This window comes from Rhodococcus sp. NPDC003382, assembly GCF_053589135.1.
This window is the reverse complement of the sequence record NZ_JBSFRH010000015.1, coordinates 99,832-122,119: the sequence shown is the minus strand read 5'-3', so window position 1 is coordinate 122,119 and position 22,288 is coordinate 99,832. Positions and strand designations below refer to the sequence as shown.

The following is a 22,288-nucleotide window of genomic DNA, read 5'->3' as shown; positions in this document are numbered from 1 at the left end:
TGTACCCATCTTTACCCGCCCGGGTTGTGTCTTTGGGCGGCCCCGGCGCCCCAAACCGCCACACCGGGCGGTCACGCCCTCTGCGACGAGATCGAGACGACCTCGCCGGTCAGGTACGTGGTGTAGTCGCTGGCGAGCATGGCGATCGTCGCGGCGATCTCCCAGACGTCCGCGGCCCGCCCGAAGGCTTCGCCGGCGGCGAGACGGTCGAGCAGCTCCTCGCTGGTGACCTTCGCGAGGAACGGGTGCCGCGCGATGGACGGGGCGACGGCGTTGATGCGCACCCCGTATTCGGCGGCTTCGATCGCCGAGCACCGGGTCAGCGCCATGACACCGGCCTTGGCGGCGGCATAGTGCGCCTGCGAGTGCTGGGCACGCCAGCCGAGCACCGACGCGTTGTTGACCAGCACTCCGCCGTGGTCGACGCTGCGGAAGTAGCGCAGCGCTGCGCGGGTGGCGCGGAACGTGCTGTTGAGGGTGATGTCGAGGACGCGATCCCACTGTTCGTCGGTCATGTCCACGACGGGAGTTTCCCCGCCGAGCCCGGCGTTGTTGACCAGGACGTCGATGCGGCCGAGTTGTTCTGCGGCACCGGTGATCAGGGCGTCGACCTGCTCGGTGGACGAGACGTCGCACACGATCGAGGCGACCTGCTGCTGCGGGAACTCGGCGGCGAGCTTCTCGACGGTCTCGCCGAGGCGGCGTTCGTGGAAGTCGGAGACGAGCACGTCGCCGCCCTCGAGCAGCGCGCGCCGCGCGGTCGCGAATCCGATGCCCGTTCCCGCGGCTGCGGTGACGACGACCTTCTTGCCGGCGAGCAGGCCGTGGCCGGGAGTCTCGACGGGAACTTCTGCCAGAGGTGAGGTGGTCACGAGCGAGCCTCTCGGGGAAGGCCGAGCACCCGCTCGGCGATGATGTTGCGCTGAATTTCGTTGGATCCGCCGTAGATGGTGTCGGCGCGGGTGAACAGGAACAGCCGCTGCCACTCGGCGAGTTCGAGGTGTTCGGGGTCGGTGATCACCGACGGGTTGCCGGCGTGATCGTGATCGGGGCCGACGAGCGACGCCGCACCCTGCACGTCCATGGCCAGCTTACCGAGATCACGATGCCAGTTGGCCCACAACAGTTTCTGCACGGACGCCTGGCCGGGGTCGGCGTCGGCGAGGGTGCGCACGGCGTGGGCGCGCATGACCCGCAGGCCGATGCGGGCGCGGGCGATGCGCTCGCGGATGTGCGGGTCGCCGACGGCGCTGTTGGCCTCGGCGAGCGCGACGATGCCGTCGAGTTCGCGGGCGAAGCCGATCTGCTGGCCGAGGGTGGAGACGCCGCGCTCGAAGGTGAGCAGCGCCATCGCGACCTTCCAGCCGTCGCCGGGCGCGCCGACGACGAGGTCCGCGTCGGTGACGGCGTCGTCGAAGAACACCTCGTTGAATTCGGAGGTGCCGGTCAGCTGCTGGATGGGCCGGACGGTGACGCCGGGCTGGTCGAGCGGCACGAGCAGGAAGCTCAGGCCCTGGTGCCGGGTCGAGCCGGGCTCGGTGCGGCACACGACGAACGCCCACTGCGCGACGTGCGCGAGGGACGTCCACACCTTCTGTCCGTTGATCACCCACTTGTCGCCGTCGAGCCGCGCGGTCGTCGAGACGTTGGCGAGGTCGGACCCGGCGCCGGGTTCCGAGTAGCCCTGGGCCCACAGTTCGGTCACGTTCCGGATCCCGGGCAGGAAGCGCTGCTTCTGCTCCTCCGTGCCGAACGCGATGAGCGTCGGGCCGAGCAGTTCCTCGCCGAGGTGATTGACACGCGCGGGCGCGTTCGCCTTGGCGTATTCCTGGTGGAAGATCACCTGCTGTTCGAGGGTGGCACCGCGCCCGCCGTACTCGGTCGGCCATCCGATGCACGTCCATCCGGCGGCGGCCAGATGCCGATCCCAGGCGAGCCGCTGTTCGAAGAACTCGTGCTCGCTTCCGGGCCCGCCCTTACCTCTGAGCTCGGCGAATTCGCCGGTCAGGTTTTCTTCGAGCCACTGGCGGACGGTGGCCGCAAACTCTGCGTTCTCGAGACTCTCGCTCTGATCCACGTCTGTACGATAACCTACCAAGCAATTGCTAGGTAGGGAGCTCAGTGACTGCACATCCGAGAACCACGCCGGCCGCCCTGGATCGCGCCGCCGGCACCTACGCCGACCGGCTCGCCATCGCCGACGGCGATACCCGTCTGACCTTTGCACAGCTGCGCGACGGGGTCCGGGACTTCGCCGGCGCGCTCGTCGCGAGCGGCGTCGAACCGGGTGACCGCGTCGTCCTGTGGTCGCCGAACACGTACCACTGGGTCGTCGCCGCCCTCGGTGCGCACTGGGCCGGTGCCGTCGTCGTCCCCGTCAACACGCGCTACACCGGCGCGGAGGCCGCCGACATCGTCGACCGCGTGCACGCCACGGCGCTCGTCGTCGTCGGCGAGTTCCTCGGGGCCGACCGATACGCCCAGTTGCGCGAGGCCGCACCCGAACTGCACGTGCCACACGTCGTGCGGGTCCCGGTCAGCGGGAACGACGTTCCCACCGAGGGCGTACGGGACTGGGACGACTTCCTGGCCCTCGCGACCGACGCGAGCCGCGCCGAAGCCGATGCCCGGGCCGCCGCGGTCGACGCCGACGACATCTGCGACATCCTGTTCACCTCCGGCACCACCGGCCGCAGCAAGGGCGTGCTCAGCGCGCACCGCCAGACGATCGGGGTCGCGCAGGCGTGGGCCGACTGCGCCGAACTGTCCGCCGAGGACAACTACCTGATCATCAACCCGTTCTTCCACAGCTTCGGCTACAAGGCCGGCATCGTCGCCGCGCTGCTGTCCGGAACCACCGTCGTGCCGATGGCCGTGTTCGACGTCGAGAAGGTCATGGCGATGGTGTCCGCCGAGCGGATCAGCGTGCTGCCCGGCGCACCCACCATCTACCAGAGCATCCTCGACCATCCCCGCCGCGGCGACTACGACCTGTCGAACCTGCGCATCGCGGTCACCGGTGCGGCCCCGGTGCCGGTCGCGCTGGTCGAGCGCATGCAGAACGAACTGGCCTTCGACGCGGTGCTCACCGCCTACGGCCAGACCGAGGCGGTCGTCGTCAGCATGTGCCGCACCGACGACGACCCGGTCACCGTGTCCACGTCCTCGGGCCGCGCCACCGCCGACTTCGAGATCCGCATCGGCGAGAAGGGCGAGATCCTGCTGCGCGGACCCAACGTGATGCTCGGCTACCTCGACGACCCCGAGGCCACCGCGGCGGCCATCGACGCCGACGGCTGGCTGCACACCGGCGACGTCGGAACCCTCGACGACCGCGGCTATCTCGACATCACCGACCGGCTCAAGGACATGTACATCAGCGGCGGTTTCAACGTTTATCCCGCCGAGGTCGAGGCGGCGCTGCTGCGACTGGCCGGTGTGCACGAGGTCGCCGTGATCGGTGTACCCGACGGCCGCATGGGCGAGGTCGGCCGCGCCTTCGTCGTGCCGCTGGCCGACGCCGACCTGACGGAGGACGCGGTGATCACGTTCTGCAAGGAACGGCTCGCCGGCTTCAAGGTCCCCCGATCGGTGCGGTTCGTCGAGTCCCTTCCCCGAAACCCGTCCGGCAAAGTTCTGAAAAACGTTCTGCGTGAGGAGAAATCATGACCGTCCCGTTCGAGCCCGATGTCGTCACCTACGAAGTACGGGACGGGGTTGCGATCGTCACGCTCAACCGCCCGGACTACCGCAACGCCCAGAACTCGGTGATGACCTACGCCCTCGACGCCGCCTTCGAGCGCGCCGTCGAGGACGACGAGGTGAAGGCGATCGTGCTGGCCGGCAACGGCAAGCACTTCTCCGCCGGTCACGACCTCGGCACCCCGGGACGCGACCACCACGTGCACTACGACAACAAGGCCGTCATGTGGTGGGACCACATCGACAAGCCGGGCGGCGACCAGCGCTACGCCCGCGAGATGGAGGTCTACCTCGGGATGTGCCGCCGCTGGCGGGAGATCCCCAAGCCGACCATCGCGTCCGTGCAGGGCGCGTGCATCGCCGGCGGCCTCATGCTCGCGTGGATCTGCGACCTGATCGTCGCGTCCGAGGACGCGTTCTTCTCCGATCCCGTTGTGCGCATGGGCATTCCAGGTGTCGAGTACTTCGCACACCCATGGGTGCTGGGCACACGCTTCGCCAAGGAGATCCTCTACACCGGTGACCGCTTCACCGCGCAGCGCGCGTACGAGGTCGGCATGGTCAACCGCGTCGTGCCGCGCGAACAGCTCGAGGACGAAACCCTCGCCCTCGCAGCGCGGATCGCGGAGATGCCGCGCTTCGGCCTGGCCCTGACCAAGCGTGCCGTCAACCAGTGCGAGGACCTCATGGGCATGCGCAACGGCATGGACTCGGTGTTCGGACTGCACCACTTCGCGCACGCCCACAACGCCGAGGTCGGGACCGATTCCCTCGGTGGCATGAACGCGAAGTCGATGGCGGCCAGCGCCCGGCCCGTCCAGGAAGGCAAGTGATGGATCTCGAGTTCGACGACGCCACAGTCGCATTCCGCGACGAGGTGCGGGCGTTCCTCGCCGAGAACGTGCCGTCCACACCGCTGAAGTCCATGGATACGAAGGAGGGCTTCGAGGAGCACCGGCAGTGGGAACGCACCCTCGCCGACGCCCGCCTGTCCGTCGTGTCCTGGCCCGCCGAGCTCGGTGGCCGTGACGCGACGCTGCAGCAGTGGGTGATCTTCGAGGAGGAGTACTACCGCGCCGGCGCACCGGGGCGGGTCAGCCAGAACGGCATCTTCCTGCTCGCCCCCACCCTGTTCGAGCACGCCAACGCCGAGCAACTCGCGCGCATCATGCCGCGGATGGCCCGCGCCGACGACATCTGGGCGCAGGCCTGGTCCGAACCCGAATCGGGCAGCGACCTGGCGTCGCTGCGCTCCACCGCGACCCGCACCGACGGCGGCTGGCTGCTCAACGGTCAGAAGACGTGGAGTTCGCGGGCGAGCTTCGCGGACTGGGGCTTCGGCCTGTTCCGCTCCGATCCGGATGCCCAGCGCCACAAGGGCATCACGTACTTCATGTTCGACCTGCGCTCCCCCGGCGTCACCGTCCGCCCGATCGATCAGCTCGACGGCGAGCCGGGCTTCGCGGAGATCTTCCTCGAGGACGTGTTCGTGCCCGACGACCCCGCCAACCCCGGCGAGTCCGGTGTCATCGGCGGCGTCAACGAGGGCTGGCGCGTCGCCATGAGCACCGCGTCGAACGAACGCGGCCTGTCGCTGCGCTCCCCCGGCCGCTTCCTCGCGACCGCCGACCGGCTGCTGCAGCTCTACCGCACCTCCCCGCTGCACGGTGACGCCGCGCTGCGGAACCGGGTGGCGGACGCGTGGATCGGTGCGCGGGCGTACGAACTGTCGACCTGGGGCACCGTGACCCGGCTCGAGGCCGGCGGCCAGCTCGGCGCCGAGTCGTCGATCAACAAGGTGTTCTGGTCCGAGTGGGACATCGCCGCCCACGAGACCGCGCTCGAACTGCAGGGCCCGGAGGCCGAGCTCGTCGACTCCTGGACCGACGGCTACCTCTTCTCGCTGTCCGGCCCGATCTACGCGGGTACCAACGAGATCCAGAAGAACGTCATCGCCGAGCGGCTGCTCGGCCTACCGAAGGGCGACCGATGAGATTCGCACTCGACGAGTCCCACGAGGACTTCGCGGCGAGCATCGACGCGCTGCTCACCAAGTCGGACATGCCGGCGGTGATCCGCGCCTGGAACACCGGCGACACCGAACCCGGCCTGAAGGTGTGGCAGCGTCTCGCCGAGACCGGCGTCAACGGCCTGCTCGTCGCCGAGGAACACGACGGTCTCGGGGCCGACGCCGTCGATCTGGTCGTCGCCGTCGAACAACTCGGCCGCCACGCGGTGCCCGGCCCCGTCGTGGAAACCGTCGCGGTCGCACCGAAACTGCTCGCCTCGGTCGCGCCCGACCGGCTCGCCGCGCTGGCGTCCGGTTCCCTCGCGACGGTCGCGGCGGCTCCGCACGTGCCGTACGCGGTCGACGCGGACACCGCCGATCTGGTTCTGCTCGTGCAGGATTCGACCGTGTCCACCGGCGTCGCCGGCGACGCACACGGATCGGTCGACCCGGCCCGGCGGCTCTTCACGGTGACCGCGGCGGAGACCCTCGGCACCGCGGACTTCACCGACGCGTTCGACCTCGGTGCGCTCGCGACCGCGGCGCAGCTGCTCGGGCTGGGTCGCACCCTGCTCGAGACCAGCACCGAATACGCGCAGCAGCGCAAGCAGTTCGGTCGCATCATCGGCTCGTTCCAGGCGATCAAGCACCACCTCGCCGAGGTCGCCGTCGCCCTGGAGATGGCCCGCCCGCTGCTGCTCGGTGCGGCGCTCGCGGTGCGGGACGGACTGCCGACGGCCTCGCGGGACGTCTCGGCCGCGAAGGTCGCGTGCGGTGACGCCGCGTACCGGGCCGCCCGCACGGCGCTGCAGGTGCACGGCGCGATCGGTTACACGCAGGAACACGACCTGTCTCTGTGGCTGACGAAGGCCCGCGCGCTGGTCACCGCGTGGGGCACGCCGGATGTGCACCGGGCGCGGGTCGTCGCCGCTCTGGAGGCATCGTGACGTTCGAAACCGAGGATCGCGCCGCCCTGCGGCAGTCGGTGCGCGACCTGCTGGCCAAGCACTCCGACTCCGCCGCCGTACGTAAGGCCATCGCTTCACCGGACGGCTTCGACACGACCCTGTGGGCTCGGCTCGTCGAGCAGATCGGGGTCGCCGCACTCGCGATTCCCGAGGAGTTCGACGGAGTGGGCGCGTCGCTCGCCGAAACCCACGTCGTGCTCGAGGAACTCGGCCGCACCCTGACGCCCTCGCCCATGCTCGGCTCCGCGGTGCTCGCCGCGCAGCTACTGCTCCTCTCCGGTGACGCCGAGGCGTCCGCACGGCTGCTGCCGGGCATCGCGGCCGGCGAGGTCGTGGCGGTGTGCTGGGCATCCGAATCCGGTTGGACCACAACGGGTATCACGGCTTCGGGTGATTCGCTGACCGGCACCGCGCACTACGTGCTCGGCGGGGACGTCGCGACGACGCTGCTCGTGCTCGCCGGCGACGGTGACAGTGACGGAGTCGCACTGTTCGAGGTGGATCCGGACGCCGACGGTGTCGAGCGGCGCCGGGTGCCGACGATGGATCCGACGCGGTCCCTGTCCCAGGTGTCGTTCACCGCAGTGACCGGGCGGCGCCTGTCGTCGCCGGCCGACCTGGTCGAACGGCTGACGACGGTCGCGCTCGTCGCACTGTCCGCCGAGCAGGTCGGGGCCGCGCAGGCCGCACTGGATCTCACCGTCGAATACGCGAAGAACCGCAAGCAGTTCGGTCGCGTCATCGGCTCGTTCCAGGCACTCAAACACCGGATGGCCGACATGTACGCGCTCGTCGAGACCGCCCGGTCGATGTCGTACGCGGCGGCACTGTCGCAGGATCCGCAGGACGCCTACGCCGCGAAGATCTACTGCTCCGAGGCATTCGAGCAGGTCGCGGCCGAGGCGATCCAGTTGCACGGCGGCATCGCCATCACGTGGGAACACGACGCGCAGCTGTATTTCAAGCGGGCCCACGGCACCGCGCAGCTGTTCGGCCGGCCGCACGAATATCTGGGTGCGGTCGCCCACTGACGGCGCTACCCTGCCCGGGTGCCCCTGCTCGACGCCACCGCACCGCCACCGAGCCGCCCCTGCCGCATCCTCGTCGCCGGCACCTCCGGGTCCGGGAAAACGACGCTGGCGGGGCGGCTCGGGGCGGTGCTCGGCATACCGCACGTAGAGCTGGACGGGTTGCACCACGGACCGAACTGGACCCCGCGGGCGTCGTTCGCCGACGACGTGGACCGGTTCAGCGCGCAACCCGCGTGGGTGACGGAATGGCAGTACCGCGCGGTGCGTCCGCTGCTGGCCGAACGTGCCGATCTGATGGTGTGGCTGGACCTGCCCCGCGCGACGGTGATGCGCCAGGTGGCCGTGCGCACCCTGCGGCGTCGGTGGCGCCGGGAAGTGTTGTGGAACGGCAACATCGAACCACCCCTGCACACGGTCTTCACCGACCCGGCGCACATCGTACGGTGGGCGTGGTCGACGCATCCCCTGACGGCGCAGCGGGTCGCCGAGGTCGTCGCGCGGCGACCCGAATTTCCGGTGATCCGGCTGACCGGCCGGCGCGAGGTCGACGCCTGGGTTCGGCAGCTTCGTCCCGTCGAGTAGTCGAGGCGCCGCCGATCCAGGGCATGTCTCCCATTCCCTGACGGATCGGGAGGCACGCCCTAATCGGGCCGTTCGGCGATACGTTTGATCGCCTCCATACGGCGATCCCACTGCCGCCCGATGGCGTCGAGTTCATCGGCGAGCCTGCCGAGCGGGGTGCCGATCGCCCGGTATCGGATCTCTCGCCCAACCCGGACCGACTCCACGAATCCGGCGTCGGCCAGCACGGACAGGTGCTTGGCGATGGCCTGCCTGCTGACCGGAAGTCGGTCCGCCAGCGCACTCGCGGACAGGTCCTCGGCGCCGATCTGCGTGAGGATGTTCCAGCGGGTCTCGTCGGCGAGTACCGCCAGCACCGCCGGAACATCCTTGGACATGTCGCTCACCGTGCTTCCACGTACTCCACGAGGTCGCCCAGTTCGGCTTGCCAGCCCTCGACGTTGCCGTCGTGAGCCGATCGCGGTTCGGCGAGCTCCTCGAAACCCGTCTCCACCAACGTCAAGCGGGTACCGCCGTCGATCTCGGCGAGGTCGAACCGCACCAGCGTGGAGTTTCCCGGCACGGGGTCGGCGTTCGATTCACGTGCCCACCGGTAGATCAGGGTCTTCGGTTCGTCCACGTGCTCGACCAGCACGCGGAACGGACCTTCGTCGTGATTCGTCCAGCCGAAACTTCCTACGCCTCCGGGCTTCGGATCGAATTCTGCTGTGTCACCGAACCATTGGGCGATCAGCCCCGGTTCGGTCAGGGCGGCCCACACCTTGGCGATCGGGGCCTGGATGTCGATACTGCGGGTGATGTCGAGAGAGGCCATGACTTCCTCCGTGGTAGATGCTTTGCAACTCTAGAGTTGCACATGTACCAGCGCACTGCAACCCCCGAGTTGCATTTCTTCTTCCGGACCGCGCAGCCGCACCCCGGTGGTTAGCCTGGGACGATGAGCACTCCCGAGATCACGCTGAATTCCGGAACGACCATCCCGCAGCTCGGCCTGGGAGTCTGGCAGGCCACCGACGAGCAGACCGAGCACATCGTGCGGTTCGCGATCGACGAAGCCGGCTACCGGCACATCGACACCGCTGCCGCGTACGGCAACGAGGCGGGCGTCGGGCGCGGCCTCGCGTCGTCGTCGGTCCCCCGCGAAGACCTGTTCGTCACCACCAAGCTGTGGAACTCCGACCAGGGCTACGAACCCGCCCTGGCGGCGATCGACGCGAGCCTGGAACGGCTCGGTCTCGACTACGTCGACCTGTATCTCGTGCACTGGCCGCTGCTCGACGACCAGCGCCTGCTGCGCACATGGGATGCGATGGAGGAGATCGCATCCTCGGGGAAGGCGAAGGCGGTCGGCGTCTGCAACTTCGAGCCGCGGCACCTGAAGTTGCTCGCCGATCGCGGCGGCCTGCTTCCCGCCGTAGACCAGGTCGAACTGCACCCCCACCTGCCGCAGGAGGAGATCCGCGCGACCGCCGCCGAACTCGGTATCGCCGTCGAATCCTGGAGTCCACTCGGCGGCACCAGCGGTTCCGGGTGGGGTCCGGCATCCAAGCCGAACACGCTGCTCACGGACCCGATGATCACGCGCATCGCCGACCGGCACAGCAAGACGCCGGCGCAGGTCCTGATCCGGTGGCACCTGCAGAACGGGCTGATCGTCATTCCGAAGTCGGTGCACGAGCAACGGATCGCGCAGAACATCGACGTGTTCGATTTCGAACTGTCCGAACTGGACCTGAGCGAGATCGCGACTCTCGACGACGGCACCCGGGTGGGGATGCACCCGGACGAGATGAACCTGGGAGCGCCGTAAGGTCTTGCGTTCGCCGCACCCGGACCCAATAGTGGAACGTGTTCTCATTTCTGATCCGAGCGTTCCACGATTCTCCGGGAAGGCACACATGAGCGACACCACCGGCACGCACCTCGTCCTCGGCAGGAAGGTCGCGATGCCCGTGCAGGTCCGGACCGCGACCGCCTTCATGGCGATGTACTCGGTACCCACAGCACCGGCGCAGGCGCTGATCGCCGGCAGCGGCCTCGAGATTCTGCAGTACCGGCCCGGACACGGCCTCTGCACCCTCGTGTTCGTCGACTACGTCGACGGAGATCTCGGGCCCTACAACGAATTCGGCGTGTGCTTCCTCGTCCGCGACCACAACCGGCGCGGCGGCACGGTGCTGCAGGACCTCCGCGAACTCGGGTCCGGCGGCGCCGGTGCGCTCATCCACCGACTGCCCGTCGACGGCGACTTCACGCTCGCCGCCGGCCGCGGTATCTGGGGATTCCCGAAGATCCTCGCCGACTTCGACACCGACCATCACAGCGCCACCAAACGCGCGTCGGTGTCCGTGGACGACCGGCTCATCGCGGAACTGACCGTCGCCCGGGGTATTCCGGTTCCGGGGGCGGGTGCGACGGCGTCCGTCGCGGCGTACTCGTTCCTGGACGCGGTGACGCGCCGCACGAGCTGGGACATGAACCCGTCCGGAATGCGGACACGGATCGGGGGTGCCACGCTGCGGCTGGGGACGCACCCTATTGCCGACGAGTTGCGGTCGCTGGGGCTCCCCAAGCGTGCGCTGGTGTCGTCGTCGATCGGGAATCTGGCGATGACGTTCGGGGACGCCGTGGAAGTGCCGGCGCGGTAGGCCTCCCCCTTCTTTCCGAGCGAATGTATCGTTCGTCTCCTTCAATCGATCGAACGTACCGTTCGCTCGAGCTACGAGGCACGGTCCGGTCCCGAGCGGACGCGCTGCTGCGCACCCCGGCGTCCCCGTTTCCGGCGTTCGTTCGGCAGAGTGGACCCTGCAGCAAACTCGCTCGAAAGGACCCCGCATGATCCCCGCCGTCGACGGCTTCATCTCGCTCACCGGAAGCATCGGTGTCAAAGACAACCGTCCCGACTTCGCGCTTCTCGGCGTGACCACCCCCGATGTCGCCTCCGCTGCGGTGTTCACCCGGTCCCGCTTCGCCGGCCCGAGTGTGCGTCTCGACCGCGAGGTCGATCTGTCGGCGCTCCGCGGAGTCGTCGTCGTGTCGGGCAACGCGAATGTCGCAACCGGAGAGCAGGGACTCGCGGATGCCCGGACACTCCGGGCCTGGGCGGCAGACCGCCTCGGATGCCCGGCCGAGCAGGTTCTGGTCGCCTCGACCGGCGTCATCGGGGTGTTGTACCCGATGGAACGCATGCTCGCGGGAATGGACGCCCTTCCCGCGCCCGGACCCGCCGATCTCGGCGCGGTCGCCGAGGCGATCATGACGACGGATACGCGCTCCAAGTGTGCGTTCCGTACGGTCGGGAACGCGACGGTGGTCGGGGTGGCCAAGGGTGTCGGCATGATGGAACCGAATATGGCGACGATGCTGTCGTTCATCGCGACCGACGCGCAGCTCGCCCCGGACGCCCTCGATCGCATCTTCCGCTCGGTCGTCGACCGCACCTACAACGCGGTCAGCGTCGATTCCGACACCTCGACATCGGACACCGCTGCCGTGTTCGCGTCCGGGGCGGCCGGGCCCGTCGACCCGACCGAGTTCGAAGCGGCGCTGCTCGAGGTGTGCACCGAGCTCGTGCGGATGATCGCCTCGGACGGTGAGGGCGCGAGCAAGCTCATCGAGGTCCGGGTCACCGGTGCCCGCGACGATGCGCAGGCCAAGCTCGTCGCCAAGGCGGTCGTGAACTCGCCGCTCGTCAAGACGGCCGTGCACGGCGCCGACCCGAACTGGGGCCGGGTGGCGATGGCCGTGGGGAAGTGCGAATCCGAAACCGACATCCTCGAGGAGAACGTGCGGATCGCATTCGGAGGGCTCGAAACCTATCCGGTCCCGGCATCACCCGAACGTCTCGCCGCTCTCCAGGAGTACCTCGGGGGTGACGAGGTGGTCATCGAGGTGGATCTGGGCATCGCCGCGGGCGAGTTCACCGCCTACGGCTGCGATCTGACGGAAGGCTACATCCGCATCAACGCGGACTACACCACGTAGCCGCCCCACCCACACGTAGCCGCCCCACCCGGACGAGCCCCTCCCGTTTCCGAGCGAGCGGTACACTCGTCTCCTTCAATCGATCGAATGTACCGCTCGCTCGAGAAAGACGGGGGTCTCGGAAAGGACGGGGGTCTCCGGACGACCGGGGGCGGGACGACTACAGCCAGGTGTCCTCGGTGACGCTCGTGAGAAACGCCTCGAGGTCGTCGCGCCAGGGTGCGGGCACCGTCTTGTCCGGTTCGATACCGGTGTACTGACCGCGGTAGAACAGCAGAGGACGTTCCTTCTCGTCGCGCACCTCGCTCAGCGAGGCCACGCGTCCGAACACCACCCAGTGGTCTCCCCCGTCGTGCACGGTCTCGACGGTGCAGTCGATGTGGGCGAGCGAGCCGGTGAGGATCGGTGAGCCCAGCGGCGAAGGCGTCCAATCGATTCCGGCGAACTTGTCGGGTTCGCGAGATCCGAAGCGGGCGCACGTGTCCTGCTGTTCCTCGGCGAGCACGTTGACGCAGAAGCGACCGGACCGTTCGATCGCCGCCCAGGACCGCGAGGCCTTGGTGGGACAGAACAGCACCAGCGGCGGTTCGAGCGACAGCGCCGCGAACGACTGGCACGCGAAGCCGACCGGAGCACCGTCGTCCACGGTGGTGATGATGGTGACGCCGGTGCAGAACTGCCCGAGGACGTTCCGGAACCGGCGCGGGTCGATGCCCGCGCCGGATTCGGTTTCGCTGCCGGACATTACTTGAATCCCACCGAGAAGTCGTGACCCCACAGGCTCACCGCGGTGCTCTCCCGGGCGATCCACTTGTCGTCCTCGACTTCCAATCCCTCGCAACCGTATTCGACGTCGAAGCCGCCCGGGGTCTTCATGTAGAAGGACAACATCAGGTCGTTGACGTGCCGGCCGAGGGTGGCGGACAACTTGACCTTCTTGCGCAGCGCCCGGTCCAGACACAGCCCGACGTCGTCGGAGTTCTCGACCTCCACCATCAGGTGCACGATCCCGGTGGGGTTCGGCAGCGGCGCGAACGCCAGGCTGTGGTGGCGCGGATTGCAGCCGAGGAAACGCAGCCAGGCCGGTTCACCGTCCGCGGGCCGCCCGACGACCTGCGGGGGCAGGCGCATCGAGTCGCGCAACTTGAAGCCGAGCACATCCCGGTAGAACTCGAGGTCCGCCGCGTCGTCCTTGGTGGCGAGCACGACGTGCCCGAGGCCCTGCTCGCCGGTGACGAACTTGTGGCCGTACGGGCTCACGATGCGCCGATGCTGCAGCGCCACGGTGTGGAAGATCTCCAGTCGCGACCCGGAGGCGTCGCGGCACTTGATGAACTCGACGACGTTGCGCTCGGCGGCCTCCTCCTTGGTACCCTCCTCGAACGCCCAGTCCGCCTTGGCCAGTCGCTCGCGGATCTCCTGCAGGCCTTCGGCATTGGCGCACTCCCAACCGGAGGAGTAGAGCCCGTCGCGCTCGCCCGGAACGATGACCAGACGAGCGGGGTAGTCGTCCATCCGCAGGTAGAGCGCGTCGGGGTCGGCGCCCTTGCCCTCGACCATGCCGAGGACCTTGAGTCCGTAGTCGCGCCAGGCCGCCATGTCGGTGGCCTCGATGCGCAGGTACGCCAGTGCGCGGATGCTCATCAGTTTCCTCCGTCGAGCAGGAAGTCGGCTGCGAGCCTGTTGAACTCGTCGAACTTCTCGAGCTGCGCCCAGTGGCCGCAGCCGCCGAACACGTGCAGTTGCGCGCGCGGGATCATCTTCAGCGCCACGAGCGCGCCGTCGAGCGGGTTGACGCGATCCTCGCGACCCCAGATGAGGAGCACGCGCTGCCGCAGCTTGTAGGCGTCGCGCCAGAGCATGCCCTTCTCGAATTCACTGCTGGAGAAGGACTTGCCCATCGCTTTCGCGGCGGCCAGGGATTCGGGGGTGCTCGCCGCGGCGAACCGCTCCTCGATCAGTTCGGGGGTGATCAGCGACTGGTCGAACACCATGATCCGCAGGAACGCTTCGAGATTCTCGCGGGTCGGCTCGTAGCTGAACTTGCCGAGGTTCTTCACGCCCTCGGTCGGGTCCGGGGCGAACAGGTTGACGCTCAGACCGCCCGGCCCCATCAGCACGAGCCGTCCGGCACGGTCCGGGTAGTCCAGCGCGAAACGCACCGCGGCGCCACCGCCGAGCGAATTACCGAGCAGGTGAACACGTCCGGTGATGCCGAGCGTGTCGAGCAGATCCTTCAGCGCGGAGGCGCTGTGCACGAAGTACTGCGGGTGTTCGGTGGGCTTGTCGGACCTGCCGTAGCCCGGCTGGTCCACCGCGAGCACGTGGAACCGCTGCGCCAGGACCGGGATGTTCTTGGAGAAGTTCGACCACGAGGACGCGCCCGGGCCGCCGCCGTGCAGGAGCACGATCGTCGGGCCGTTGCCGACGCCCGCCTCGTGGTAGTGCAGCTTCAGGTCCGGGCGGACCTGCGCGAAGCGGGACGTGGATTCGTAGGTGAGTTCTTCGGTCGTCGTCATCGATCGCCTCCCCTAGACCATCGTGTCCGTGAGCGGCAGACCGAATTCGGCGCCACCGAACATGACGTACGCGCGCTCGGCGTCGTTCGCCGCGTGCACCCGGCCGGCGTGGGCGTCACGCCAGAAGCGCTGGATCGGAGTGCCGTTCGCGAGAGCGGTCGCTCCGGAGTTCTCGAACAACAGGTCGATCGACGCGATCGCGCGACCGGTGGCCCGCACCTGATCGCGGCGAGCGCGCAGACGCAGCTCGATCGGAACTTCCTTGCCCGCCAGCAGGTATGCGTACTCGTCGGCGACGTTGCCGGAGAGCTGACGCCATGCGGCGTCGATGTCGCTGGAGGCCTCGGCGATACGGACCTTCGAGAACGGATCGTCCTTGGCCTTCTCGCCGGCGTAGGCGGCGCGCACTCGCTTGCCCTGGTGCTCGACGTGGGCGTCGTAGGCGCCGTAGGCCATTCCCACGATGGGGGCGGAGATCGTCGTCGGATGGATGGTGCCCCACGGCATCTTGTAGACCGGAGCGGTGTTGACCTCGAGACCCGGCGACGCCAGATCGTTCATGGTCTTGAAGCTGAGGAAGCGGTGCCGTGGGACGAAGACGTCCTTGACGACGATCGTGTTCGAGCCGGTGCCGCGCAGGCCGACGACGTTCCACACGTCGTCGATCTCGTACTCCGCGCGCGGGATGAGGAAGCTGCCGAAGTCCACCGGGCGGCCGTCCTTGATGACCGGGCCTCCCACGACGACCCAGGTCGCGTGGTCGCAGCCCGACGACCATGCCCAGGCACCGTTGACCTTGTATCCCCCGTCGACGACCTGGCCGGCGCCCATGGGCGCGTACGACGAGGAGATGCGCACGTCGGGATCCTCGCCCCACACGTCCTCCTGCGCCTGCTGGGAGAACAGGGCCAGGTGCCAGTTGTGGATGCCGATGATGCCGGCGACCCATCCGGTGGAGCCGCACGCGCTCGCGATATTGCGGACCGCGGCGTAGAAGGTGACCGGATCGCACTCGTATCCGCCCCACTGGGACGGCTGGACGAGTTTGAAGAAGCCGGCCTCCTGCAGCGCCTTGATCGAGTCGTCGGGGATGCGGCGGAGGTCCTCGGTCTCCTGCGCACGTTCCCGGAAGGAAGGGAGCAGCGCGTCGATGCGCTGCAGTACCTCGTGGCTGTCGTGGTCGCCCACTGGACGCTCCCGTCTGCTCCGAATTGATCGCTTGAATCGAGACTAGAACACGTTCTTATTTCTGTCGAGGGTCGCGCCCCACCGCAGGTCGGTGCGGTTTCGTAGGGACCAAAGTCTCCGATCACTTCCGGATCGGTACGAACTTCTATAACGTGTTCTAGTAGAAATCCGAAGGGAAGTGAGGGGACATGGCACCGATTCGCGAGATCGACGTCGGAGAAGCCCGGACTCGGTACGCACGAGGCTGGCACTGCCTCGGCCTGAGCAAGACGTTCAGGGACGGCAAGCCCCACTCCGTGCAGGCGTTCGGCACCAAACTCGTCGTCTGGGCCGACACCAACGGTGATCTCAAGGTTCTCGACGCCTACTGCCGCCACATGGGCGGCGACCTGTCGCAGGGAGAGATCAAGGGCGACGACATCGCGTGCCCGTTCCACGACTGGCGCTGGAACGGCAGCGGCAAGTGCGCCGACATCCCCTATGCCCGCCGCGTTCCGCCGCTCGCCCGCACCCGCGCGTGGATCACCACCGAGAAGCACGGCCAGCTCTTCGTCTGGAACGACCCCGAGGGCAACCCGCCGCCGCCGGAGATCACGCTCCCGGAGATCGAGCAGTACGGCAGCGACGAGTGGACCGACTGGACCTGGAACCAGATCCTCATCGAGGGTTCCAACTGCCGTGAGATCATCGACAACGTCGTGGACATGGCGCACTTCTTCTACATCCACTACGCCTTCCCGACATTCTTCAAGAACGTCTTCGAAGGGCACATCGCGGAGCAGTTTCTCAACACCCGCGGCCGCCCGGACAAGGGCATGTCCACCCAGTACGGCCTGGAGTCGACCCTCGAGTCGTACGCGGCGTACTACGGCCCGTCCTACATGATCAACCCGATGACCAACAGCTACGGCGGCTACAAGGTCGAATCGGTGCTGATCAACTGCCACTACCCGATCACGCAGGACTCGTTCATGCTGCAGTACGGCATCATCGTCAAGAAGCCGACAGGCATGACCGACGAGCAGTCGGACAGGATGGCGGCCAAGTTCACCGAGGGCATCGGGGAAGGCTTCCTGCAGGACGTCGAGATCTGGAAGAACAAGACCAAGATCGAGAATCCGCTGCTCTGCGAGGAGGACGGCCCGGTCTACCAGCTGCGCCGCTGGTACGAACAGTTCTACGTCGACGTCGCCGACGTCACCGAGAAGATGACCCAGCGTTTCGAATTCGAGGTCGACACCACCAAGGCCAACGAGGCCTGGGAGGCGGAGGTCGCAGAGAACATGGCCCGCAAGGCCGCCGAAGCGGAGAAGAAGCAGGACGCGGAGGTCTGACGATGAGCGCCTCGACCCGAAAGAGCAAGTGGGCGAAGTCTCCGAGTTTCGCGGATCAGCCGGACCGGGTCGAGGCGATCGCCGCCCAGACCGCCATCGACAAGATCAACTACCTCGACTCGGGCATGAGCGAGATCGAATGCCGGAGCTGTGGCACGTGTGTCCTGGTGCGCAAGAACAGCTTCCGGCAAACGAGCATCCAGTGGCAGTCCGATCCGAAGGAGACGTGCCCGGTATTCCGGGACGCCGACCGCGCGGGCGGCCCGCGCGAGGGCTGCCCGAACCTGCGCGCGAGCATCGAGCAGGCCGTGCTCGACGGTTCACTGACCGTGCCCCGGTAGTCGCGGTCCACGACGACGGGACCCTTCGTCCGGCCCGCCCGGACGACGGGTCCCGCCGGTCGTTTGTGGAACATGTCTCGAGTCGGACCACCGGCGCGATCTCCCCTCTCCGCACAGACAATCTGGACGGAAAGGATGGACTCGGCAGAACCAATTCTATAACGTGTTCTACATGAGTGAGCAGGAGTACGACATCGTCGTCGTCGGCAGTGGCGCCGGCGGAATGACCGCCGCGATCACCGCCGCCAACAAGGGCGCGAGCGTCGTCGTGATCGAGAAGGCCGCCTGCTACGGCGGCTCGAGCGCCCGCTCCGGCGGCGGCGTGTGGATCCCCAACAACGACGCACTGAAGGCGGCCGGTGTCGAGGACACCCCCGAGGCCGCACGCACCTACCTGCACAGCATCATCGGCGACGTGGTGCCCGCCGAGAAGATCGACACCTACATCGACCGCGGCCCCGAGATGCTGTCCTTCGTCCAGAAGCACAGCGCACTCGAATTGCAGTGGGTCCCCGGATATTCCGACTACTACCCGGAGGCCCCGGGTGGGCGCGCCGGTGGCCGCTCCGTCGAGCCCAGCCCGTTCGACGGACGTCGCCTCGGCGCGGATCTCGCCACGCTCGAACCGGACTACGCGCGGGCCCCGAAGAACTTCGTCATCACACAGGCCGACTACAAGTGGCTGAACCTGCTGATGCGCAACCCGCGCGGACCGCTGCGCGCCATGCGGGTCGGCGCGCGCTTCGTGTGGGCGAACCTCACCCGCAAGCACCTGCTGGTCCGCGGTCAGGCACTCATGGCGGGGCTGCGCATCGGCCTCCGCGACGCGAACGTTCCCCTGCTGCTCAACACCGCCCTCACCGACCTCGTAGTCGAGGACGGTGCCGTGCGCGGCGTCAAGATCGTCTCGGACGGCGAGGAGCGGATCATCCACGCCCGCAAGGGCGTCATCCTCGCCTGCGGCGGCTTCGAGCACAACGACGAGATGCGCAAGAAGTACCAGCGTGCCCCGATCGGGACGGAATGGACCGTCGGCGCCAAGGCCAACACCGGTGACGGCATCCGCGCCGGCCAGGCCGTCGGGGGCGCCGTGGACTTCATGGACGACGCGTGGTGGGGTCCGTCCTTCCCGCTGACCGGCGGGCCCTGGTTCGCGCTGTCCGAGCGCAGCCTGCCCGGCTGCATCATGGTCAACAGCTCCGGCAAGCGCTTCGCCAACGAATCCGCGCCGTACGTCGAGGCGACGCACGCGATGTACGGCGGAACCCACGGCCGCGGCGAGGGTCCCGGCGAGAACATCCCGGCGTGGCTGATCCTCGACCAGCGCTACCGCGACCGCTACACCTTCGCCGGCATCACCCCGCGCACACCCTTCCCCGGTCGCTGGCTGAAGGCCGGTGTGCTGGTGAAGGCGGGGTCCGTCAGCGAACTCGCAGAGAAGATCGGTGTGCCCGCCGCGGCACTCACCGAGACCGTCGAGCGGTTCAACGGTTTCGCCCGCAGTGGCAAGGACGAGGACTTCGGTCGCGGCGAATCACAGTACGACCACTACTACGGTGACCCGCTGAACAAGCCGAACCCGAGCCTCGGCGTCATCGCCAAGGCCCCGTTCTACGCGTTCAAGGTGGTGCCCGGCGACCTCGGCACCAAGGGCGGACTCGTCACCGATGTCGACGCTCGCGTGCTCCGCGAGGACGGCACAGTCGTCGAGGGCCTCTACGCGGCCGGCAACGTCAGCGCCCCTGTCATGGGCCACACCTACGCGGGCCCCGGCGCGACCATCGGTCCCGCGATGACGTTCGCCTACCTCGCGGTCCTCGACATCCTGGGCGAGGGAACCCGGTCAACGGGAGAACCCGCAGCCGAGACGGCGGAACAGCACTAGTCTGCGGCCGAGGCCGGAAGCGCCCCGCCAACATCGCCGCTCGAGAGAGCGGCCGGTCAGAAAGGATCCCGCGTGCCCATCGACCCCTCCGTCGCGATCGGCGCCGAACTGCCCTCCCAGGATTTCTCCTGGACCAGCAGCGAGGTTCAGCTCTACAACCTGGGAATCGGCGCAGGCTCCCGCCCCACCGACCCGGCCGAACTGCGCTACCTCAGCGACGGCCGGTCGCAGGTGCTGCCGACGTTCGCGACCGTCGCCGCGACCTTCCACGCCGTGGAACCGCCGAAGGTGTCGTTCCCCGGCGTCGAGATCGACCTGGCGAAGGTCGTGCACGGCAGCCAGGAGGTCGTCGTGCACGGGCCGATCCCGGCCGACGGCAAGGGCCGCACCACCACTCGCATCGCCGAGGTGTGGGACAAGGGCAAGGCCGCGGTGATCGTGCAGGAATCGACCACGGTGGATCCCGACGGCAACCCGCTGTGGACCGCACGGTCGTCGATCTTCGCGCGCGGCGAGGGCGGTTTCGGTGGCGAGCGTGGACCGTCGGAGTCCGTCGAGCTGCCGGACCGCGAACCGGATGTCGAGGTGGACGTCCCGACGCTGCCGCAGCAGGCGCTGCTGTACCGCCTGTGCGGCGACCGCAATCCCCTGCACTCGGATCCGGAGTTCGCGAAGGGCGCGGGCTTCCCCGCGCCGATCCTGCACGGCCTGTGCACCTACGGCATCGTGTGCAAGGCGGCGACCGACGCCGTCCTCGACGGTGATGCCGCCGGCGTCAAGGGTTTCCGGGCACGGTTCGCCGGCGTGGTCTTCCCGGGCGAGACGCTGCGCGTCCGGATCTGGCGCGACGGCGATCGACTGCTGATCACCGCGGCCGTCGTCGAACGCGATCTCGCTCCGGCACTCGCCGACGTGGTTCTCACCATCGCATAACCTCCTGTTCGATCTCCTTTTCCCCTCGAGAAAGCGGATCCTGCATGACGATTCGTGACGAGTCGCTGCGTCTGTCCCGGCGGGGTTTCCTCGCCGCCGGGGCAGGCGCCCTCGCTGCCACCGCCCTGGGTGGCTGGGCTCCGGCCCATGCTGTGCCGTTCGGATCGTCGGGCGCCACCCTGCCCGCTCCCCCGCAGTTCCCCGAGGGCATCCCGCTGTTCCAGCAGGCGTATCAGAACTGGTCCAAGGAGATCATGCTCGACGCCGTCTGGACCTGCACGCCGACGAGCCCGGAAGACGTTGTCCGCTTGGCCAACTGGGCACACGCGAACGGCTACACGATCCGGCCGCGCGGCGCGATGCACGGCTGGACGCCGCTGACCGTCGCCCACGGGGCGTCGGTGGACCGGGTGATCCTCGCGGACACCATGGTTCATCTGAACGGGGTGAGCGTGCAGCCGGGCGGTGACCCCGCCACGGTGACCGCCGGCGCCGGAGCCACTCTCGACGCGATCACCACCGCACTCCAGGAGCACGGGCTGGGATGGGCGAATCTTCCCGCGCCGGGGGTTCTTTCGATCGCCGGGTCGCTCGCCGTCGACGCGCACGGAGCCGCGCTCCCCGCCGACGGTGAGGAACCGGTGCCGGGCCACACGTTCGGCTCGCTGAGCAACCTGGTCACGGAGATGACCGCGGTGGTGTGGACCGGCAGCGAATACGGTCTGCGTACATTCCGCCGCTCCGACTCCGACATCACCGCGCTGCTCACCAATCTCGGCCGCACCTTCGTCACCTCAGTGACGATGCAGGCCGGTCCGAACACGCGGATGCGCTGCCGCAGCTACACCGACATCAACTGGCGGGAACTGTTCGCGCCGGCCGGCGCCGACGGCCGCACGTTCGAATCGTTCATTCGCAGCGACGGCCGCGCGGAGGCCATCTGGTATCCGTTCACGGACAAGCCGTGGATGAAGGTGTGGTCGATCACCCCCGAGAAGCCCGCCGAATCCCGCGAGGTCTTCGGGCCGTACAACTATCCGTTCTCCGACAACGTCCCCGAGCCGATCACCGACATGCTCGGGCAGATCACCGCCGGAAACACTTCCATCGCACCGGCGTTCGGGCAGGCCTACTACGGCGTGACGGTCGCGGGGCTCGCCGCGTCGAACGCGAGCGACATCTGGGGCTGGTCGAAGGACCTGCAGTTCTACATCAAGGCCACCACGCTCCGGCTGACCGAGGGCGGTGGCGCGGTGCTCACCAGCCGCGCGAACATCGCCAACGTGATCCACGACTTCACCCACTGGTTCCACGAGCGGATCGAGCACTACCGGTCGCTGGGGCAGTACCCGCTCAACGGGCCTGTCGAAATCCGTTGCTGTGGGCTCGATCAGCCCGACGACGTGCGGGTCCCGTCGGCGGGCCCACCGACGATCTCGGCGATGCGGCCGCGCCCCGACCACCCCGAGTGGGACACCGCCATCTGGCTGAACGTGCTCGGTGTCCCGGGCACCCCCGGCATGTTCGCGTTCTACCGTGAGATGGAGCAGTGGATGCGGCAGCGTTTCGCCGGTGGCGATTCCACCTTCCGTCCCGAATGGTCGAAGGGCTGGGCGTTCGGGCGCGAGCGTCCGTACACCGACGATTCGATTCTCGCCGGGGCGCTTCCCGACACCTACCGGCAGGGCGTCCCGGCGCACGAGAACTGGGATTCGGCACGGCAGGTGTTCAACCGGCTCGATCCGCATCGCGTGTTCAGCAACAGCTTCCTGGACCGACTCCTGCCGTGAACGCACGGGCGCACGCCCGGAAA

22 protein-coding genes are annotated in these 22,288 nt (G+C 68.1%); 14 read left to right on the top strand and 8 right to left on the bottom strand.

The window, feature by feature from the left end:
* Positions 1-71: 71 nt before the first annotated feature.
* Together ACWDUD_RS13020 and ACWDUD_RS13015 are read right to left on the bottom strand one after the other, a co-directional pair.
* Positions 72-872 carry an SDR family oxidoreductase gene (locus tag ACWDUD_RS13020; RefSeq protein WP_248674964.1) on the bottom strand — a complete coding sequence of 267 codons (801 nt, stop codon included), beginning with the start codon at positions 870-872 and terminating at the stop codon, positions 72-74.
* The gene (locus tag ACWDUD_RS13015) at positions 869-2,077 is read right to left on the bottom strand and encodes an acyl-CoA dehydrogenase family protein (protein WP_450109598.1); all 1,209 of its coding nucleotides are present in this window, start codon (positions 2,075-2,077) and stop codon (positions 869-871) included. Before ACWDUD_RS13015 ends, ACWDUD_RS13020 begins: the two co-directional genes overlap by 4 nt.
* A 44-nt stretch (positions 2,078-2,121) precedes the next feature.
* Between ACWDUD_RS13015 and ACWDUD_RS13010 the strand changes: the two genes are divergently transcribed.
* From ACWDUD_RS13010 to ACWDUD_RS12985, 6 genes are read left to right on the top strand one after another with little or no spacing between them, the layout of a single operon-like run.
* Entirely contained in the window at positions 2,122-3,669 is a 1,548-nt protein-coding gene (locus ACWDUD_RS13010) for a FadD3 family acyl-CoA ligase (protein WP_450109597.1), read from the top strand.
* On the top strand, positions 3,666-4,535 hold the full coding sequence (locus ACWDUD_RS13005; protein WP_450109596.1) for an enoyl-CoA hydratase: 870 nt from the start codon (positions 3,666-3,668) through the stop codon (positions 4,533-4,535). Before ACWDUD_RS13010 ends, ACWDUD_RS13005 begins: the two co-directional genes overlap by 4 nt.
* Positions 4,535-5,695: an acyl-CoA dehydrogenase family protein gene (locus ACWDUD_RS13000; protein ID WP_450109595.1), complete on the top strand. Its 1,161-nt coding sequence runs from the start codon at positions 4,535-4,537 to the stop codon at positions 5,693-5,695. Before ACWDUD_RS13005 ends, ACWDUD_RS13000 begins: the two co-directional genes overlap by 1 nt.
* Positions 5,692-6,657: an acyl-CoA dehydrogenase family protein gene (locus ACWDUD_RS12995; protein ID WP_450109594.1), complete on the top strand. Its 966-nt coding sequence runs from the start codon at positions 5,692-5,694 to the stop codon at positions 6,655-6,657. The genes ACWDUD_RS13000 and ACWDUD_RS12995 overlap by 4 nt, the downstream gene beginning before the upstream one ends.
* A complete protein-coding gene (locus ACWDUD_RS12990; protein WP_450109593.1) occupies positions 6,654-7,709 on the top strand; it encodes an acyl-CoA dehydrogenase family protein in 1,056 nt (351 codons plus the stop codon). Before ACWDUD_RS12995 ends, ACWDUD_RS12990 begins: the two co-directional genes overlap by 4 nt.
* Positions 7,710-7,727: 18 nt before the next feature.
* Positions 7,728-8,291 carry a P-loop NTPase family protein gene (locus tag ACWDUD_RS12985; RefSeq protein WP_248674957.1) on the top strand — a complete coding sequence of 188 codons (564 nt, stop codon included), beginning with the start codon at positions 7,728-7,730 and terminating at the stop codon, positions 8,289-8,291.
* Between the two features lie 59 nt (positions 8,292-8,350).
* Here the strand turns inward: ACWDUD_RS12985 and ACWDUD_RS12980 are convergent, their stop codons facing one another.
* Together ACWDUD_RS12980 and ACWDUD_RS12975 are read right to left on the bottom strand one after the other, a co-directional pair.
* Positions 8,351-8,668 (bottom strand): ArsR/SmtB family transcription factor, encoded by a 318-nt coding sequence (locus tag ACWDUD_RS12980; RefSeq protein WP_450109592.1) that lies wholly within the window; start codon positions 8,666-8,668, stop codon positions 8,351-8,353.
* A 5-nt stretch (positions 8,669-8,673) separates the two neighbouring features.
* Positions 8,674-9,105, bottom strand: coding sequence for an SRPBCC family protein (locus ACWDUD_RS12975; RefSeq protein ID WP_450109591.1), 432 nt, complete (start codon positions 9,103-9,105; stop codon positions 8,674-8,676).
* Positions 9,106-9,228: 123 nt separating this feature from the next.
* On the opposite strand from ACWDUD_RS12975, the gene ACWDUD_RS12970 reads away from it, so the two are divergent.
* From ACWDUD_RS12970 to argJ, 3 genes are all read left to right on the top strand, one after another.
* Positions 9,229-10,101 carry an aldo/keto reductase gene (locus ACWDUD_RS12970; RefSeq protein ID WP_197251711.1) on the top strand — a complete coding sequence of 291 codons (873 nt, stop codon included), beginning with the start codon at positions 9,229-9,231 and terminating at the stop codon, positions 10,099-10,101.
* A gap of 88 nt (positions 10,102-10,189) precedes the next feature.
* Complete coding sequence (locus ACWDUD_RS12965; protein WP_197251710.1) at positions 10,190-10,939, top strand: acetoacetate decarboxylase family protein; 750 nt, start codon at positions 10,190-10,192, stop codon at positions 10,937-10,939.
* Between the two features lie 187 nt (positions 10,940-11,126).
* The gene (argJ, locus tag ACWDUD_RS12960) at positions 11,127-12,275 is read left to right on the top strand and encodes a bifunctional glutamate N-acetyltransferase/amino-acid acetyltransferase ArgJ (protein WP_197251709.1); all 1,149 of its coding nucleotides are present in this window, start codon (positions 11,127-11,129) and stop codon (positions 12,273-12,275) included.
* Between the two features lie 160 nt (positions 12,276-12,435).
* Here argJ and hsaB read toward each other — a convergent pair whose 3' ends face one another.
* From hsaB to hsaA, 4 genes are read right to left on the bottom strand one after another with little or no spacing between them, the layout of a single operon-like run.
* On the bottom strand, positions 12,436-13,020 hold the full coding sequence (hsaB, locus tag ACWDUD_RS12955) for a 3-hydroxy-9,10-secoandrosta-1,3,5(10)-triene-9,17-dione monooxygenase reductase subunit (RefSeq protein WP_197251651.1): 585 nt from the start codon (positions 13,018-13,020) through the stop codon (positions 12,436-12,438).
* Positions 13,020-13,919, bottom strand: coding sequence for an iron-dependent extradiol dioxygenase HsaC (hsaC, locus tag ACWDUD_RS12950; RefSeq protein WP_248676165.1), 900 nt, complete (start codon positions 13,917-13,919; stop codon positions 13,020-13,022). Before hsaC ends, hsaB begins: the two co-directional genes overlap by 1 nt.
* Positions 13,919-14,794: a 4,5:9,10-diseco-3-hydroxy-5,9,17-trioxoandrosta-1(10),2-diene-4-oate hydrolase gene (hsaD, locus tag ACWDUD_RS12945; protein ID WP_450109590.1), complete on the bottom strand. Its 876-nt coding sequence runs from the start codon at positions 14,792-14,794 to the stop codon at positions 13,919-13,921. Before hsaD ends, hsaC begins: the two co-directional genes overlap by 1 nt.
* A gap of 12 nt (positions 14,795-14,806) precedes the next feature.
* Positions 14,807-15,982, bottom strand: a complete 1,176-nt coding sequence (gene hsaA / locus ACWDUD_RS12940) for a 3-hydroxy-9,10-secoandrosta-1,3,5(10)-triene-9,17-dione monooxygenase oxygenase subunit (protein WP_450109589.1) — start codon at positions 15,980-15,982, stop codon at positions 14,807-14,809.
* Between the two features lie 188 nt (positions 15,983-16,170).
* On the opposite strand from hsaA, the gene ACWDUD_RS12935 reads away from it, so the two are divergent.
* From ACWDUD_RS12935 to ACWDUD_RS12915, 5 genes are all read left to right on the top strand, one after another.
* Positions 16,171-17,316 carry a Rieske 2Fe-2S domain-containing protein gene (locus tag ACWDUD_RS12935; RefSeq protein WP_197251655.1) on the top strand — a complete coding sequence of 382 codons (1,146 nt, stop codon included), beginning with the start codon at positions 16,171-16,173 and terminating at the stop codon, positions 17,314-17,316.
* Positions 17,317-17,318: 2 nt separating this feature from the next.
* Positions 17,319-17,657, top strand: coding sequence for a hypothetical protein (locus ACWDUD_RS12930; protein ID WP_248676163.1), 339 nt, complete (start codon positions 17,319-17,321; stop codon positions 17,655-17,657).
* Positions 17,658-17,829: 172 nt separating this feature from the next.
* Positions 17,830-19,542, top strand: a complete 1,713-nt coding sequence (gene kstD, locus ACWDUD_RS12925) for a 3-oxosteroid 1-dehydrogenase (RefSeq protein ID WP_450109588.1) — start codon at positions 17,830-17,832, stop codon at positions 19,540-19,542.
* A 72-nt stretch (positions 19,543-19,614) separates the two neighbouring features.
* The gene (locus ACWDUD_RS12920; protein WP_450109587.1) at positions 19,615-20,475 is read left to right on the top strand and encodes a MaoC/PaaZ C-terminal domain-containing protein; all 861 of its coding nucleotides are present in this window, start codon (positions 19,615-19,617) and stop codon (positions 20,473-20,475) included.
* Between the two features lie 44 nt (positions 20,476-20,519).
* Positions 20,520-22,265, top strand: coding sequence for a cholesterol oxidase substrate-binding domain-containing protein (locus ACWDUD_RS12915; protein WP_450109586.1), 1,746 nt, complete (start codon positions 20,520-20,522; stop codon positions 22,263-22,265).
* Positions 22,266-22,288 lie beyond the last annotated feature (23 nt).

Bases quoted from the DNA above. Each gene is read 5' to 3' on its own strand.
- hsaC (WP_248676165.1), bottom strand. From the start codon at position 13,919: ATGAGCATCCGCGCACTGGCGTACCTGCGCATCGAGGCCACCGACATG.
- ACWDUD_RS12935 (WP_197251655.1), top strand. From the start codon at position 16,171: ATGGCACCGATTCGCGAGATCGACGTCGGAGAAGCCCGGACTCGGTAC.
- ACWDUD_RS12965 (WP_197251710.1), top strand. From the start codon at position 10,190: ATGAGCGACACCACCGGCACGCACCTCGTCCTCGGCAGGAAGGTCGCG.
- ACWDUD_RS12975 (WP_450109591.1), bottom strand. From the start codon at position 9,105: ATGGCCTCTCTCGACATCACCCGCAGTATCGACATCCAGGCCCCGATC.
- kstD (WP_450109588.1), top strand. From the start codon at position 17,830: ATGAGTGAGCAGGAGTACGACATCGTCGTCGTCGGCAGTGGCGCCGGC.
- ACWDUD_RS13000 (WP_450109595.1), top strand. From the start codon at position 4,535: ATGGATCTCGAGTTCGACGACGCCACAGTCGCATTCCGCGACGAGGTG.
- ACWDUD_RS12930 (WP_248676163.1), top strand. From the start codon at position 17,319: ATGAGCGCCTCGACCCGAAAGAGCAAGTGGGCGAAGTCTCCGAGTTTC.
- ACWDUD_RS12915 (WP_450109586.1), top strand. From the start codon at position 20,520: ATGACGATTCGTGACGAGTCGCTGCGTCTGTCCCGGCGGGGTTTCCTC.
- ACWDUD_RS12995 (WP_450109594.1), top strand. From the start codon at position 5,692: ATGAGATTCGCACTCGACGAGTCCCACGAGGACTTCGCGGCGAGCATC.
- hsaD (WP_450109590.1), bottom strand. From the start codon at position 14,794: ATGACGACGACCGAAGAACTCACCTACGAATCCACGTCCCGCTTCGCG.
- ACWDUD_RS13005 (WP_450109596.1), top strand. From the start codon at position 3,666: ATGACCGTCCCGTTCGAGCCCGATGTCGTCACCTACGAAGTACGGGAC.
- ACWDUD_RS12970 (WP_197251711.1), top strand. From the start codon at position 9,229: ATGAGCACTCCCGAGATCACGCTGAATTCCGGAACGACCATCCCGCAG.
- ACWDUD_RS12980 (WP_450109592.1), bottom strand. From the start codon at position 8,668: ATGTCCAAGGATGTTCCGGCGGTGCTGGCGGTACTCGCCGACGAGACC.
- argJ (WP_197251709.1), top strand. From the start codon at position 11,127: ATGATCCCCGCCGTCGACGGCTTCATCTCGCTCACCGGAAGCATCGGT.
- hsaB (WP_197251651.1), bottom strand. From the start codon at position 13,020: ATGTCCGGCAGCGAAACCGAATCCGGCGCGGGCATCGACCCGCGCCGG.